This is a genomic window from Maribellus maritimus (assembly GCF_022267315.1).
In the GTDB taxonomy this organism is placed as follows: Bacteria; Bacteroidota; Bacteroidia; order Bacteroidales; family Prolixibacteraceae; genus Draconibacterium; species Draconibacterium maritimum.
In genome coordinates this window covers 1-16,228 of the sequence record NZ_JAIKLE010000016.1, presented here as the reverse complement: position 1 = coordinate 16,228, position 16,228 = coordinate 1, and the positions used below count along the sequence as shown (strand labels likewise).

Sequence of the window (16,228 nt, the reverse complement as noted above, 5' to 3'; positions counted from 1 at the left end):
GTTTTGTTATTCATATCTTAATGCTTCAACAGGATTTTTTGCAGCGGCCCGCCAGCTTTGCCAGCTTACGGTTAGCAAGGCAATTCCCATCGCAAATATTCCTGCTATTGCAAATATCCACCAGCTAAAATTGGTTTTGTAGGCAAAGTTTTCGAGCCATTTGTTCATTGAGTAATAGGCAATCGGGGCTGCGAGTCCAAATGCAACGGCTACCCATTTTACAAAATCTCTGTTTAACATCACCATTACTTCTGAAACTTTGGCTCCATTCACTTTGCGGATGCCGATTTCCTTGGTTCTTTGTCTGGACATAAAAAAAGATAGTCCAAACAAACCGATAGATGAAATAAAAATAGCCAGTGCCGTAAATAAACTGATCATTTTTCGAAGTACAATTTCGGTTTGATATTCTTTTTTGTAGCTGTATTCTTCCGGGTAAAATGGATATCCGGGCAGGTTTTCGTTGAAAAAGCTATTGAGCATCTCCATCCCCTTATTATAATTATTGCTATTTAGCTTAATTATGTATCCGTATAAGGAAGAGGGAAGATCGTAAACGATAATAGCCGGTTTTATTGATTGGTATAGCGAAAGAAAATTGAAGTTTTCTACCACTCCAACAATTCGTGCACGTGTTTTCCCAATTTTAAGTAGTTCGCCTTCGGGATTACTGATTTTGGCTCTTTTTACAAATTCTTCGTTAACCAAAACTTCAACCACCCGCTTGTCTCTGTTTTCATAAAAACCATCAAGAGTTTTTGGGAAAAGTATGGGATTCAGATTGCTTCCTTTCACCAATTTGATATTGTATGTATTTATAAATTTGTCATCCCCGGTAATAATCTGACTTTCTGTTTTTGTTCCATTTGAGAGGCTTATTTCATAAGGATTATATTTTTTAAGAGGCAGAAGCTCACCGTTGCTAAATGAAGAAATAAATGGAGATTGGTCCATTTCAACAGCTATTTGTTTAAATTCTTCGTCTTCGGGAATAAATACATTTACAACATTGTGAAAATCGAACCCAAGGTCTTTGTTTTTGATGTAATTGAGTTGTTTGATTATCAATATTGAACAAAGTATAAGTGCGATAAAAACAGACATCTGTGCAACCAATAATGACTTTCTGATATTTGAAATTTTTGCGGTGGACAGATAACCGGATTTGAGTATTTTTCCCGTTTGAATTCCGGATATAAACCGGAGTAGAACTGTCCCTGTTAACCAGGCTGTAAGAACAATAAAAATGAAAAAGAGCAGGAATAAATACAAGTTTACTTTGAACGAAATTATTTTCCCGGGATCAATAATTTCATAAAATTTTTCAATGAATAAATTACTTAGCAAAATTGAGAAAACAACTGCTACAATCAAATGAAAAAACAGATCGGTATAAATTATACTCTTAAGTTGCTTTTTCCCGGCGCCAAGTGTTTTCTGAATTCCAAAATCGCTCACATATTTGGTTATTAATGCGGTGTTTAAAACCAAATAGTTGGAAATTATCAGGAAAACTATTATTAACCCAATTGCTGATAAGATGAGAATAAAACGGAAAGATCCCTTTTTTCTCAGGTCGTTAACATCAGCCGAGTGAAAATAGATGTCTTTGTATGCTTGAAGCTGATAGCGACTTCTCGTTTCGTGGCCAGTATGTTTTTGAAATACTTCTGGGATTAATTTTTCAACCTGTGCTGCACCAATTGGTGTATTTAGTTTTAACAGTAACTCTATGCAGTTTTGACCCCAATTATTTGATGTTTTTTCTTCTTCGGGCAGATTGGCAATAAAATCGTAACATACACTGGAGTTGGTCGGAAAGTCTTTAATTACTGCCGCAACCAACATTGGCTGATTTTGAATTTCGTAAATGTTATGGTTCAGAGTCAGGTATTCACCAACAGGATTCTTATTTCCAAAGTATTTTTTTGCGGTTGATTGAGTGATTGCGACAGCAAATGGAGTGTTCTCCAATCTCTCGATATCACCCATAAGAACATCGTAATTTAATATTTTAACGATTTGCGGGTCGGCGTAAACGAAGTTTGATTCTTTTATTACGGTTTCTCCTTTTTGAATTTCTACCGGATAAGAAGGCGATATATATTCAATTCGTGCAAATTCAACAACTTCCGGAGATGCATCCTTTAAAGCGGGACCCATCGGTAATGCTGTCATTGACGAACGGTAATCCAGCCTGGGATTAGTGGAGAGGACCCGGTATGTGTTCTGCGTATTTTTCGTAAAAGTATCAGTTAACAATTCATGTGTTACATAGTTAAAAATAAACAGCGTTGAAATTATCCCGATAGTTAATCCTGCGATATTTATGACGGAATAAACTTTGTTACGTAACGCTTTTCGCAAGCTGACTTTTAACTGGTGCTTAAACATTGTATTTGTTTTTTTTAAAATTACATTGTTTATACTCTGTGCTTTGACTCTGAAGCTACAGTTAGGTTTTGTTATTCATATCCGGGTGTCTTCATCCTCCGTAATTTTACCCTTTGTCTCACTCATATCGTAATGCCTCCACCGGATTCCTGCTAGCTGCTTTCCAAGATTGAATGGAAACGGTTACCAGTGCAATTGTCAATGCGATAACTCCTGCCAGGGAAAATATCCACCAGCTTAAGTTGGTTTTATATACAAAACCTTCCAGCCATTTGTGCATAAAATACCAGCCCACCGGTAAGGCAATAATGGTTGCAATGGCTACCCAAATCAGAAAATCTTTATTTAGCAATGCCAGTATTTCAGAAGTTTTTGCCCCGTTTACTTTGCGGATTCCAATTTCTTTTATCCGCCTGCGGCTGGTGTGGAAAGAAACAGCAAACAGCCCTATCATAGATAAAAATACACTGATGATACAGCATGCTCCAATGAGTTTTGCATAGTTTTTATTCTCGCGGTGCATCCACTCATAGCGATCACCTATTGATTCCATATTTAGCGGAAACTCTGTAATGAGCTCATTCCATGTGTCAGCAACTGCTTTTCGGGCCTGCGCAGTCTGATTTGCAATGGGTTTAACCATAAGGAAAAATCCATCGCTTCCAAATGCAATGTAGGCAGGTTCAATTACTTGTTTTAAGCTTCCGTAATGGAAATCTTTACAAATGCCAATAACAATGTCATTTTCAGTACCGGGTAGTTTTTTCCCGACTAAATCCTGGTTAGGAAAAAGAGCCGCCAGAGATTCATTTACAATACATTTATTTTGGTTGGCATCTGCATTTTCTGAAAAATTGTCGCCTTTTACAATTTCAATTCCCAGGGCTTTCGGATAGTTTTCGTCGCCCCAAAAAAGCGCCGGAGTATATTGTTTGTCAACACCATTTTCATCGTAGTGCAACAAAATCATCGCATGTTCCAAAACCGGCGACGCATTTGCCAGCGAAACCAATTCAATCGACGGGCTTTTTTCCAGTTCAGCTTTAAATACCTGGGAGAGATTTTTGTGTTGCATCGGGATTTTTACTTCCAGCACATTTTTGTCGATACCGATATTTTTGTTGGTAATGTAATTTATCTGTTTCAGAATAATAATCGAACCAACAATTAAAACTACTGAAATGGCCAGTTGTACGATATTAAATGCCGGTATTTGAAATTTGCCGGGCAGCAGTAGTTTCCCTGTTTTCAAGGCTTCTGTTTTTACACTTTTGTTCATTCTTAAAAGAGAGAATAAAAAGGAAGCCAGTATTATTAAAACGGGCACTCCCAAAAGCAGAAGAATATTTTTCAGGCTGAAAAGAAAAGCTGTTGTTATCGAAGTAGTCGTTAGCTGATTAAAAAACGGAACGGCCCAGATCATCAAAATAAGGCTAAAAGTAAAAGCTATACCAATCAAAATAAATGTTTCCGTCATAAAACCGGCTACGAGGTTTGATTTTGATCCTCCGTTTACCCTTCTGATTGAATATTCGCGATTTTTTTCCATTAGCCGGTTATTAATTAAACCGAGATAGTTAAAAAGAGCGACTCCAAGAATCATCAAAGCGATTACCAGTGCAACTATCAGATCGTTTTTTTCACGACTGTTTTCAATGGTTTGTCGTCGGGAAGTGTCAAAATAAGCTGCCTTCAAATTTTTAAGATAATGTGTGCCGGGGGTTCCGTCGTGTACTATCGGGATGTTTTCCTTGTTTTGGGCAAACTTATCTTCCAATCGCGCAATATTGGTATTTTCATTTAAAAGCAGGTAACAACGCGAGTCGTTTTCTCCAATCAGTTTTACCATATCAAATTCCAGCTGCGTGCTCTCTTCCGGCTTTTCAAAAACGCCGCTTATAAACATCTCAGTGTCTTTGTCTCCGTCGGGAAATAATAGTTTTTGCCCAATCACATTTAGCGTTCCAAAATATTTCATTGCCAGCTTGTCTGAAATAACAACATTTTGTTTTGTCTCCAGCACTCGTGTCGGATTCCCTGAAATAAGTTTATAGGAAAAAAACGTGAAGAAGTTGGGTGAAACAGCAATTGTTTTTTTGTCGTCAAAATAATCCTGGCTATTCGCGTTTACTTTCGATGGACTGGCATTTATAATCCGGCAGAAATCTTTCACTTCGGCAAAATTATCTTTCATGTATTCTGCTGCCCCTTGTCGGATGTAATACATTTTCTGGCCTTTACGAAATGGGTCGTCGGCTTGCAGGGCATAAATATTCTTTTTATTTTTTTGAAATCCATCGGCGTTGTTTTCCCGGATAATAAAAATTGTGATGAGATTCATGCAGGCAATTCCAATGGCCAGGCTTACGATAATTATTGATGAGTTTAAACGAAATCGGAAAAGGCTTCTGAAAACAGTTTTGATTTTCATGATTAACAATTAAAGAAAAGGTTTCTTTATATATTCCCCAAATCTGATGCCTCATTTGTAACTGTGATATTATCAGATATTTGTTGGGATTTGTGTTTAAGTTACTGTAAAATTTTTTTACACAAAGTGTATAAATTTTTGTCAGCTAAATAAGTTACTTGTTTTTTTAAAAAAAAGTGGACGCACAACCGGAAACCTACCGTTTTTATGTACTGCTTTTGGTTTGCGAGTTTGAAGGTAAATAGAAAGTCAAATCAAAAAGTAGGGTCTGGAATTTTTAAAGCGGAACATAAGAAACAAAAAAGAAAGAAAATGAAAAGAATTATTTTGCTCAGTATCGTTGCCTTGGCTTTTGTAGTAGATAGCTTTTCTCAAAATGCAGGAGATGGGCGTACACCCCAGGAAAGAGCGCAATTTCAAACCCAATGGATGAAGGACAACCTTGAGTTGGATGAACAACAGTTGGGAGTGATTGATTCACTCAATCTAAAATATGCCTTGAAAATGGAAGAAATTAGAAGTATGCCGGGACGTTTGAACAAGCTCAAAAAGGCTCGTCTAATTATAGAAGAAAAAGATACAAAACTGAAAGAAATATTGACTGATATACAGTTTGAAACTTATCAGGGAAAACGAAAAGAATTACGTAAAAAAATGCACGAAAAGCATGCTGACGGGTAAAAAAATGCAGTCTCCGGTTTTGGGACTGCATTCTTTTTATTGAATAAATTTATTCGCAGTTATTTTGTTTCGGCAAATGAATCAGGGAAGGTAACAAAGTTTTGTTTTTCCGCAATTTTTGTTGGTTCCCAGATATCTTTATCACGGTCGGCATTATATTTTATTCGAACCCATGTATCAAATTTTCGCTGACCTTCATGCAGCTCAATCACACGATATCCTTTTCCTATGTCTCCATAGGTTTCTCGTCCGGTTGCCTGACCGTAAACCATTGCAATATTTCGTAAAGTGCCAATGTAATTGTTTACATGGTCATGCCCTACAAACATTCCCATAACATCTCCTGATTCCAGAAAAGCATTGTACATTCCCGAGTTAATATCAGGCGAACAAACTTTTTCTTCTTTTACACCCACAGTTTTTTCCTTACCCCAAACCTCATTGTATTCAGGAAGAGGAATGTGGAAAAAAGCCAGAGCAGGATAAGGCGTCCCTTTGTTTTCCCCGGTAAGTTTTTTGCTTTGGTTTCGGTACCATTCTATCTGATCCGATTTTATCCAGTCGTAACTTCCCAAACCTTTTTCTTTTGGAAGGCCGGAATGTGAGTCAAAAAAATAAAGAATGGCTTTTGTGTCTTTTGATTTCGAACCATTAACTTCCAAAATATAATTTCCGCTACCCGAAATTTCTTTTGGCCCTTTTTGGGTGAGATTGTATGGAAGTTCGCTGATGGTTTCGATAATTTCGTCGCTGGTCAGTTCGTACTCAATGTCATGGTTTCCAAGCGTTACAGCCCATGGAACTTTGGCATCGATAAACGGTTTTGCCAAAGCCAGCCATGCTTTTTTTGTGTTTTTCGAGCAAACCACATCGCCGGTTAATACAACCAAATCAGGTTTTTCTTCCTCAACTGCTGTTTTCATCAACATTAAAGCACTGTCAGAACGGTAGGAATTGTATTTAAAATGAATGTCGGTAAACTGAAGGATTTTTAATTTTCCGTTGGAATCAAACGCCAACTTAGGGTTTGAATCATTTTGTGCTTTTGAAAAGGAAAAGAAAATCACTGTCATAGCCAGGAAAGAGATAACTTTTTTCATTTGTTTGATTTGTTTCTTTAATTCTGAACAATAAATTAATTTTAGTTAATAAAGTAATTCTAGACAAAATAAACACTTTGACCTCACATTTTGATTACCAAAGATTAAAAAATGGATACAATAATGTTAAGCTCAATGGAATGTTATATGTAATTATTTGGTTTTTATATTTTTAGAATAATTTTTTTGTTTTTAGAACAATAGTGGAATCGATAGGCATTCTGGATCTTTTTTATTTTTACATAAGCGAAATTTAAGAAAATCGGCCAATGACAAATTCCGAAATAATTGATTTAATGGTTGAGGATTTAAAAAAATCTGCCGCATTTAAACACAATACTTTAGGTGTGCCGGGATTTACAACCAATATGAAACGATTAGGTGTGAGTTCACCTCAAATAAAAAAGATTGTTAATGACTGGAGCAAGGTTTTGTATGATTTTTCAGCACAGCAATGGATTGGTTTGTGTATTGAACTTGCTGGAAAAGAAATATTTGAAGCTCAGGTTTTATCATATGAATTGCTTTGGAAGAATAAAAGAGCGCTTGCCAAATTAAATCAAACGCAGATTTTGGAACTTGGAAACATGCTTGACAACTGGGTTTCGGTTGATAGCTACAGTACAATGATTGCGGGCTGGCACTGGCGTGAAGGAACATTGCCCGATTCTCAAATCCTGGAATGGCTGAAAAGCGGGAATCACTGGTTACGACGTGTAGCTGTGGTTTGTACAGTTTCGCTAAATCTGCGTTCAAAAGGAGGAACGGGCGATACAAAACGAACGTTGATGGTGTGCGAAAAGGTGATAGACGACCGCAACGATTTAATTGTAAAAGCGTTGTCGTGGGCTTTGCGCGAGCTCTCTAAGAATGACAAGCCGGCTGTCGAAGATTTTCTCGTGAAATATCAGGATAGACTTCATTCCCGTGTGGTTCGCGAAGTAAATGCTAAACTGGAAACGGGTCGCAAGAATGGCTAAACGGCGGTTTCTTTGATGCCAAATGACTGCTTCCTGATGATTCGAAATCGATTTATTTTTACAGAATATTTTTGATTTTTTTCTCCCGGGATTTTGAGAGTCTCTACTCTTAACGAAGTTTGTCAATCATTAGTAACCAAGGCCTCTGCATTTCTTTACTATTCGTATCTCAATGCTTCGACGGGATTTCGCACCGCAGCCCGGTACGATTGATAGGAAACCGTAACCATTGCAATTATCAAAGCCAGCGCACCGGCAATCAAAAATACCCACCAACTAAGGTTGGTTTTAAATGCAAAATTTTCGAGCCATTTATCCATTATCAGCCAGGCAATGGGACAAGCAATTATAAACGCAATTACAACCCAGCGGATAAAGTCCTGATTTAAAAGTAAGATTACTTCGCCAATTTTTGCACCGTTTACTTTTCTTACACCTATTTCTTTTTTGCGAAGCTCAATAATATAAAGCGACAAAGCAAATAAACCGATACAGGAAATAAAAATGGCAATAAAAGAGAAATACTTAAACAGAGCTGAGATTTTAACTTCCGAGTTATACATCGACTCTAAACTATCATCAAAGAATTTGATTTCGCAAATGGATTGCGGAAGCACTTTCGCCCATGACTTTTTTATTTCGTTTATCGTTTCCGTAAAATTTTCCGGGTTTATCCGGGCTATGATGTAACCAGGATTTTCAAACAGGGGCATAATAACCATTGGTTCAACCCCGTTATGCAACGACTGAAAATGAAAGTCTTTTGCTACGCCGGCAATCACTCCCCGTTCTTCTCCTCCGTTGCGTCCAAAATATTTACCAACCGGATTTTTTATTTTCATCCTTCGAATGGATTCTTCGTTTAAAATAACTTGTGGCGACGGTGTGTTTTCATAATCAAGTACTTCGGAGTAATTCTCCGGGAAATTATTCCCGTCGGCAAACTGAATTCCCAGTGTTTCAAAATAGTTCCTGTCCGCATTCATTGAGCAGATGAGTACTCTGTTTTCCGGATCTTTTCCTTCCCAGTCGTATCCCCAGGATGAACTTCCTCCATAAAAAGGAACGCGACTGGAACGGGTTAAACTTACCACTCCGGAAATACCTGTCAATTCTTGTCGAAGAGCTTCATGATTGTTTTTAGCCTCGCCGTTCAAAGGAATATAAATCAGGTTTGCCTGGTCGTAGCCTAAATCATAGTTATTAATGTATTTTAGCTGTCTGGTAATAATTAGTGTACTGCTGATAAGGACTACCGACAGAACAAACTGAACAATTACAAGCAAATTTTTTGCCCCCACCTTTCCTTGTTTTTTTAGCCTTGTTTTTTTCATCGCCTGGGCAGGATTAAACGATGAAATATACAACGACGGATAAACCACCGACAAAACCAAAACCGTGCTGATAACTCCAAGCAGCATGAGGAGCATATATTTGTTCCCGAGAAGGCTAAAAGTGACTATCTTATCGGAGACCGAACGAAATGCCGGAGTAAAAGCTAAAACCAGAATAGCGCTCAGCAGCAAGCTCAAAACAATCATAATTCCTTTTTCCTGCAAAAACTGGCTTAATATAGAAACTTTGTTGGCTCCCAGAACTTTACGTATACCCACCTCGGGGCGGCGTTGCTCAGCTTTTGCGGTTGACAGATTTATAAAATTAATCGAAGCGATGAGGATAATGATAAAAGCAATTCCTAGAAATTGGTAGATGTACTGTATCCTGTTGTTTTTTCCTGAATAGGAGTGAAGTCTTTCGTTTTGAAAAGGGAAAAGATACAGCGTTGTGTTTTCCTGTCCTTTTTCTTTTAAAAAATTTGTGATTTTAGAGTTTAACTCACCGATGTTTGCATTTTGAGAGAGAAGTATACTTGTGCGCGGCCAGTTGTTCCCCCAACGTGTGAGGTCGGCACCAAAACTTTCTGCCAGGTTTAGCGGAGCCAAAATCTTAAAATTGATGGTTGTATTGAGTTTCTCGGTTTTTACAACAGCGCCTACCGAATAGGAGAGGTTGTCGTTAATTTTTACTATCTTCCCAATGGCAGATTCATTTCCAAACAAAACAGCAGCCAGCTCTTCATCAATGACTATCTTGTCGGGAGCTTCCAACGCATTTTTATCGCCCTGAACGACTTCGAAAGAAAAAATATTCAGGAATTCACTATCAGTACACACAACAGGGCCTTCTTTGTATTCCCGGTCTTCAAAACGAATAAGTTGTTCTCCAGCGTTTGCAAATGTTGTGGCATTTTCAACCTCGCTAAAATTTGTTATGAATTCTTTTCCCAGCGGAAACGGCGTACAATACGTAAACAACTCTTGTCCTTCGGAATATTGCTGATGTTCATAAACGGTGTAAATACGGTCGATGTTTTTATGAAACCGGTCGTAATTTATTTCATCCACTACCCAAAACAGAATAAGGGTTACTACAGCAATTCCCAATGATAATCCTGTAATGTTGATGATTGAAAATATACCGTTTTTTTTGATGTTTCTCCAGCCAATGCGTAGATTTTTAAAAAGCATAACGAGTGTTTTTTTGAAGTTCGGTTTTAATCTATTGCTCTGAACAGATAATGTAAAGACATAAAAAAAATTGATTCGTTACATGTGTTGCTATTTTATTGCTGAAATTCTATTAGTTGCTTAACAAACATTTCAATAATCAAGCTGAAAAATTTACACTGAGCTAACTTTCGTGGATCTTTCCTTTGATAGTCCGTTGTTTTTTGCTGGTTCTGTTACTTTTGTCACTTAAACCAGAAGAATATGAATGACAGAGTACCGGCTTCGGAGCTGGAGTTAAGAATAAATAAGTTTCGACGGGTGATGAACGAACAGCATCCCGATTGGAAAATGGCAGTTATTTTTAGCAGAATAAACCTGTTGTACTTCGCAGGGTCGATGCCCGAGGGAATGTTAATTATCGAACGGGAAAAGGATGCCACCTTGTGGGCACGACGTGGCTTCGAGCGTGCGGCGGAAGAATCGGAATTTCCGGCAATAATGCCCATGGGCAGTTACCGCGATGCTGCGCCTTCCTATCCAAAAATTTCCAACGAAATATATCTTGAAACCGAATTTGTCCCATTGGCGATGTTTCAGCGTTTTCAAAAACACTTTCCTTTCTCTACATATAAATCCATTGATTTTCAAATTGCCCAAATCCGTGCCGTAAAAAGTGTCTGGGAATTGAACTTCATTGAAAAAGCTGCGGGTATCCATCAGCGGGTATTGGAAGAACGTGTTCCTGAGTTATTACGGGAAGGAATGTCGGAAGCTGAATTCGCAGCAGAAATGTTCCCGATTATGGTACAGGAAGGACATCAGGGAAGTGTACGTTTTGGTATGCACGATACTGAAATGGCATTGGGACAACTGGGTTTTGGAGAAAGCTCATTGTATCCCACCAGCTTTGACGGCCCCGGGGGTAACCTGGGAGTAAGCCCCGCTGTTCCCAGCTTTGGAAATCGCAACATTAAATTGAAAAAAGGGCACCTGGTATTTGTGGATGTAGCGGTTGCAGTAAACGGATATCATTCCGATAAAACCATGACTTATATGTTTGGCGAACCACTCGATAAGGAAGTGCAGTCCCTGCATAACCAATGTGTCGGTATTCAAAATGAAGTTGCAGAAATACTGAAACCAGGTAATACCCCAGAATCTATTTATGAAAACATCATAAACGGGCTTACCCCGGAGTTTTTAAAAAATTTTATGGGCTTTGGCAACCGGCAAGTGAAATTTCTCGGACATGGTATTGGATTAACGATTGACGAATACCCGGTACTAGCCAAAGGTTTTAAAGCCCCCTTGGAAGAAAATATGGTTTTTGCTGTTGAGCCTAAAAAAGGTATTGAAGGGGTCGGAATGGTTGGTATTGAGAATACATTTGTAGTTACTCCTGAAGGCGGACGTTGCATTACCGGTTGTAGTCCGGGCTTAATTTTGGTTGAGTAGCCTTTTTATTTTCATTTTGCCTATTGTTTAACTGTAACACAGTTGAAATAATCAAATCTGCTGATTCTTCAATTCCCAGCAAAGAATTGTTTATTGTCAAATCGTAATTGACAGCATCCTTCCAATTTCTTCCGGTATAATGCCGGCAATAGTTCGCTCTCTCCCGATCCATCTTTTCCATTTCTCTGGATGCGGTATCACTGGCGACTCCAAATTTTTGTGTAATTCGTTGTGCCCGATAATTTTTATCCGCATGAATAAAAACATGGAAACATCCGGGTTGGTCTTTTAAAATGAAATTAGCACAACGCCCTACAATCACGCATGATTCTTTCTGACTGACATCATGAATAACTTTACTTTGAACCAAAAACAAAGCATCCAATGGTGGTTTTCGTTCGTTAATGTAAGCGTAATTTTGTTCGTAAAGCTGGTATAGTAAAGAATGGGCCAGTTTCTGTTCGTGCTGATGAATATATTCTTTGGTAAAACCACTTTGTTCCGAAGTTAGCTGTATCAACTCTTTATCGTAAAATTGAAGCCTGAGTTTATGAGCCACAGCTTTTCCAATTTCATGCCCGCCACTGCCATATTCGCGTGAAATGGTAATAACCAGTCTACTCCCTTTACTCAATTGATTTTTTTGTATTACAGCTTTGGTATCAACGTTCTCTGTAATAAGCCATTTGTCAAAAAGTTTAATCCTTTTGTTATAAAAACGGACAACATAGCCGACCAAAACGGCTGCAACAACTGTCCCTTCCCGAATTCCTTCTATTCCCGATAAAAATGCATACGAACTAATAATGCCAATCAATACCATTGAGCTGTCGGTGCCAATTTTTGATTTTCCGAACTCAACATTAAATGTTTTGGTTATAGCCATAGCCAGCCCCTCTCCCGGGAGATAAGTAAGTTTTGCTTTTACTTCAAAAAATACACCCAGTGCAAGCACAATACAACTTAACAAGCAGAGAAGAGCTTGTCCGAAATAATGAGTTGGATCCAGCCACAAAAACAGACGCATGGTCAAATCGATAAAAAAACCAAAAAGCAAAACAACCGGAAACTGTACCAACTGAAGCAGCTGATAATTTTTTCTTAAAAGGGCAATTTGAAGAAGAATAAGTACAACATTCATAATGATTGTTGTTTGTCCCAATGTTAAAGGAAACTGCATACTGAAAACATAGGGTACACATGAAATTGGAGAAACTCCCAGGTTGGCTTTTACCGATAAGGTAACGCCCAAAGCCATAATAAATAGTCCGATAATAAAAACGATGCTCCTCTCTATAAAATAATTATTCTTCATAAACGACATTTTGTATTTCTGCTTTTTCAGGAAACAGATTAAGCAGCTGTGATACTTGCTGTTCAGGGGTGGTAGCACTTAAGAAAGAGTCCGTAACACTTCTCTGTTAATGCAATAATTAAAGCGTAAACGGAGTAAACTTATATGTTAGTTGTTCGTCGTATCCGGTTCTGTAAATAACGACAACAACGGATTTAAAGTTGTTGTTTGTCTCCTCGCTTGTAACAACAGAAACATCCGGATAATCACTTTTAACGTTCACTGAAAATGTGGCTGTAGAATTTGTTTGTACTGCATAGTCAATTTGCATATGTTTTACCGACATTGTTGTTTGAGTACCCGTAACTACAATCGTGTCATTACCTTCAATATCCAGCATTGTATTGTTACTAATATTAAATTGTTGTCCGTTAACTGTAACCGATGTTATACCCAGGACACTAAAATCCACATCGAAATCTTCATTGTCATCTTTACTGCACGCAAAAAGAGATACAAATACCAGAAATAGTATTAATGTTTTAATTGTTTTCATTTTTAACTGATTAAAATGCATACCGGAAAGCGAATATTAACTGCTCTGTTCCAATAGGCCACGCAAAGGTATTAATAAAATGCACCGCCGTTTACACCCCATCAAAAGAACAAGCAAAAAGTAAACAAAAGTTTAAATTGATTAATCTGGTTTTACCTGCCTCTTCCCTAATCTAAAGGAAACAAAGAGTTTGGTTAGGAGGGGCTTCTACTCATACCGCAATACTTCTACCGGATTTTTGGTTGCTGCACGCCAGCTTTGCCAGCTAATCGTTAATAAAGCAATCCCCAATGCCAGCAGTCCCGCTAATGCAAAAATCCACCAGCTAAGTGTTGTTTTAAAGGCAAAGTTTTCAAGCCACTTGTTCATGGTATAGTACGCGGCAGGTGTTGCTATTACAAATGCGATAATAACCCATTTTACAAAGTTTTTATTTAACATGGTGAGAATTTCAGATACTCTGGCACCATTTACTTTGCGGATGCCGATTTCCTTTGTGCGTTTTTGCATCGATAATATGGTCAGCCCCAGCAATCCCATACAAGCAATTAAAATGGCAATTCCTGCAAATACATTTAAGCAGGCAGTGAGTTTACCCTCCGATTCATATAATTGATGAAGCTGGTCGTCGACATAATGGAATTCGACAGGATAATCCGGGACAAACTTATCCCACACGGATTTTATTTGATTTTGTACTGTAGGCACACCGGGATTGGTTCGGATAATAATTTCGTTAAAATAAATAGGATCAATATTAAAACAGATGGGAGTTATTTTGCTGTGTAATGACCTAAAATTGAAATCTTCCACAATACCTATTATTGTTCCTTCATGATAGGCATGGAGTATTTTTCCAACCGGATTATCGATTCCCATTTCTTCTGCCGCTTTTTCATTGATTACATAAGTACATTTCCCTTCATTATCGTAATCCACTTTATCGCTTTGAAATTCAGGGCTAAAACTACGTCCTGCCACCAGATTAACTCCTATTGTTTCGAAGTAGTCATAAAAAACAGAGTTCCATTGCATATTAACTGTCTCTCCCTCAGGCATACCTTCACAATAGAATTTTTCGGTTGATGTTTGAATATTGGTTGGAGAAGAATAGGAAAAAGTAACATTTTTTACACCCGATTGTTTTTTCAACTCCTGGCAAAAGACGTCCATGTTTTCATTGTAAATACCATGTCCGATATGCATGTTTAAAGGAATGGTCAGCAGTTCTTCCCGAGCAAATCCGGGATTGTGTTTTTCCAGAAAATTCATTTGCTTGTAAAACAGTGTGGTAACCGCTATAAGTGCCATGCTGATTGCAAATTGTCCGGTTACCATAATATTGATAATCCGTGGTTGTTTTTGTAACGACTGTTCATCTCTCTTATATATTTCCGGAGACTTCTGGCGTGAAGCAAAAACGGCGGGGAAAATCGATGTTAAAAGGGTAAACCCGACAATTACTCCTGACAAAATAAGAAACAACATTCTATCAATCTCTTTAATAGAGGGAAGAAAGGAGATTTTTTCTGCTAAAATATAATTGTAAAGGATAACTATTATTATTGAAATTATTGTACTCAAAGAGATAAAGAACAATACTTCGCTAAGATGACTATGAAATAAAGATACACGGGAAGCCCCGAATACCTTTTGAATTCCTGTTTTTATCGCTCTTTTTGATGCTATACCCACATATAACAAAAGAAAATTAACTGCCGACATGGCAAGAATTATAAAGGCAACAATAGCCAGCAAATACAAATAGCTTTTGTTTGTTTGTGGTGTCAGTTCCCAATCGGGATATACTTTGGTATGGACATTTTTTAAGGGCTGAAGCAATAATTTTTCGGGATTTTCTTCTACGTGTTCCAAAAGATAGTTTGTTATTTTTGAAGAAATAGCTTCCTGTTCGGTTTGGTTTTGAGCAAGAATAAAAGTATGAATATCTGTTGGATAATTCCATGATGGCTCAATCCAAACCTGAGTTAATTTTGAAATTACTTCCAGCGGTAAAATAATATCTCCGCGAAAGTTGGAATTTGCTGCAAAATCTTTGTAAACTCCTCCAACGTTAAATAATCTGTCTTCACCAATTTTTATTTGTTTGCCAATTACATCGGTTTCTCCAAAATATTTTTTTGCTGCATTTTCCGATAAAACTATCGAGTTTGGTGACTCCAGACATTTGGCTGCATCACCATTTATCAGTGGAAATGAAAACAAAGTGAAGAAATTTGGGTCGGCAAAAATGATGCTGGTTTCGTTAAACATATTATCACCTGCAGTAAAAGCCAGATACCCCCAATAAAAGTTTGCGCGAGTAGCATCGTCAATTTCAGGAAAATCTGATTTCAAACTCTGAGCCATTGGCCCGTAAGTTACAGCCCCTGATATTTCATTTTTGTCATTTTGAGTCAGGACATGAAATATGCGATTTGAATTTTCATATCCTGAATCGTAATTAAATTCCTGGTAAACATATCCCAAAACAATTATTGCAGCAGCAATCCCAATTGCCATTGAAGCAATATTCAGCAGGTTTAAACGACTGTCTTTTTTTAATCCGCGAATGAAAATTTTTAATGTTCTCATAAGTTTTGTTCAATAATTCCTGTTAATGCGTTGCTTGAATTGTATTATAAGTGGCTAATAATTAGATTTTTAATTCGTTTAGCCTGTCGTTCGTTGTGAATCAATAAGTTGTGACTTAATTCCTCCAACAGGTTCTGATACCATTTTAAATACAAAATGCCGCATTGAAAATTTTTAGATAGTGTTTGTTTCCGGTTATTGACATTATGGTTTCGGGTTGCATTTCTATTAC

Annotated in this window: 11 protein-coding genes; 3 read left to right on the top strand and 8 right to left on the bottom strand. The window is 37.6% G+C overall.

Features of this window, described 5'->3' with window-relative positions; translation table 11 throughout:
* Positions 1-6: 6 nt before the first annotated feature.
* Together K5G00_RS14955 and K5G00_RS14950 are read right to left on the bottom strand one after the other, a co-directional pair.
* Positions 7-2,394: an ABC transporter permease gene (locus K5G00_RS14955; RefSeq protein ID WP_238766986.1), complete on the bottom strand. Its 2,388-nt coding sequence runs from the start codon at positions 2,392-2,394 to the stop codon at positions 7-9.
* Positions 2,395-2,512: 118 nt separating this feature from the next.
* On the bottom strand, positions 2,513-4,825 hold the full coding sequence (locus K5G00_RS14950; RefSeq protein WP_238766985.1) for an ABC transporter permease: 2,313 nt from the start codon (positions 4,823-4,825) through the stop codon (positions 2,513-2,515).
* Between the two features lie 312 nt (positions 4,826-5,137).
* Between K5G00_RS14950 and K5G00_RS14945 the strand changes: the two genes are divergently transcribed.
* Positions 5,138-5,506, top strand: a complete 369-nt coding sequence (locus tag K5G00_RS14945) for a hypothetical protein (RefSeq protein ID WP_238766984.1) — start codon at positions 5,138-5,140, stop codon at positions 5,504-5,506.
* 59 nt (positions 5,507-5,565) lie between these two features.
* Here K5G00_RS14945 and K5G00_RS14940 read toward each other — a convergent pair whose 3' ends face one another.
* Positions 5,566-6,606: a metallophosphoesterase family protein gene (locus K5G00_RS14940; protein ID WP_238766983.1), complete on the bottom strand. Its 1,041-nt coding sequence runs from the start codon at positions 6,604-6,606 to the stop codon at positions 5,566-5,568.
* A gap of 269 nt (positions 6,607-6,875) precedes the next feature.
* On the opposite strand from K5G00_RS14940, the gene K5G00_RS14935 reads away from it, so the two are divergent.
* Positions 6,876-7,586: a DNA alkylation repair protein gene (locus K5G00_RS14935; protein WP_238766982.1), complete on the top strand. Its 711-nt coding sequence runs from the start codon at positions 6,876-6,878 to the stop codon at positions 7,584-7,586.
* 158 nt (positions 7,587-7,744) lie between these two features.
* Here the strand turns inward: K5G00_RS14935 and K5G00_RS14930 are convergent, their stop codons facing one another.
* Positions 7,745-10,114, bottom strand: coding sequence for an ABC transporter permease (locus K5G00_RS14930; protein ID WP_238766981.1), 2,370 nt, complete (start codon positions 10,112-10,114; stop codon positions 7,745-7,747).
* A 243-nt stretch (positions 10,115-10,357) separates the two neighbouring features.
* Between K5G00_RS14930 and K5G00_RS14925 the strand changes: the two genes are divergently transcribed.
* On the top strand, positions 10,358-11,551 hold the full coding sequence (locus tag K5G00_RS14925) for a M24 family metallopeptidase (protein WP_238766980.1): 1,194 nt from the start codon (positions 10,358-10,360) through the stop codon (positions 11,549-11,551).
* Here the strand turns inward: K5G00_RS14925 and K5G00_RS14920 are convergent.
* From K5G00_RS14920 to K5G00_RS14905, 4 genes are all read right to left on the bottom strand, one after another.
* Positions 11,514-12,866: a DUF6198 family protein gene (locus K5G00_RS14920; RefSeq protein WP_238766979.1), complete on the bottom strand. Its 1,353-nt coding sequence runs from the start codon at positions 12,864-12,866 to the stop codon at positions 11,514-11,516. The genes K5G00_RS14925 and K5G00_RS14920 overlap by 38 nt on opposite strands.
* Positions 12,867-12,984: 118 nt before the next feature.
* Positions 12,985-13,401, bottom strand: coding sequence for a hypothetical protein (locus tag K5G00_RS14915; protein ID WP_238766978.1), 417 nt, complete (start codon positions 13,399-13,401; stop codon positions 12,985-12,987).
* A 207-nt stretch (positions 13,402-13,608) separates the two neighbouring features.
* Complete coding sequence (locus K5G00_RS14910; RefSeq protein WP_238766977.1) at positions 13,609-15,996, bottom strand: ABC transporter permease; 2,388 nt, start codon at positions 15,994-15,996, stop codon at positions 13,609-13,611.
* 44 nt (positions 15,997-16,040) lie between these two features.
* The coding region (locus tag K5G00_RS14905) for a hypothetical protein (RefSeq protein ID WP_238766976.1) at positions 16,041-16,228 on the bottom strand (188 nt) is incomplete at its 5' end.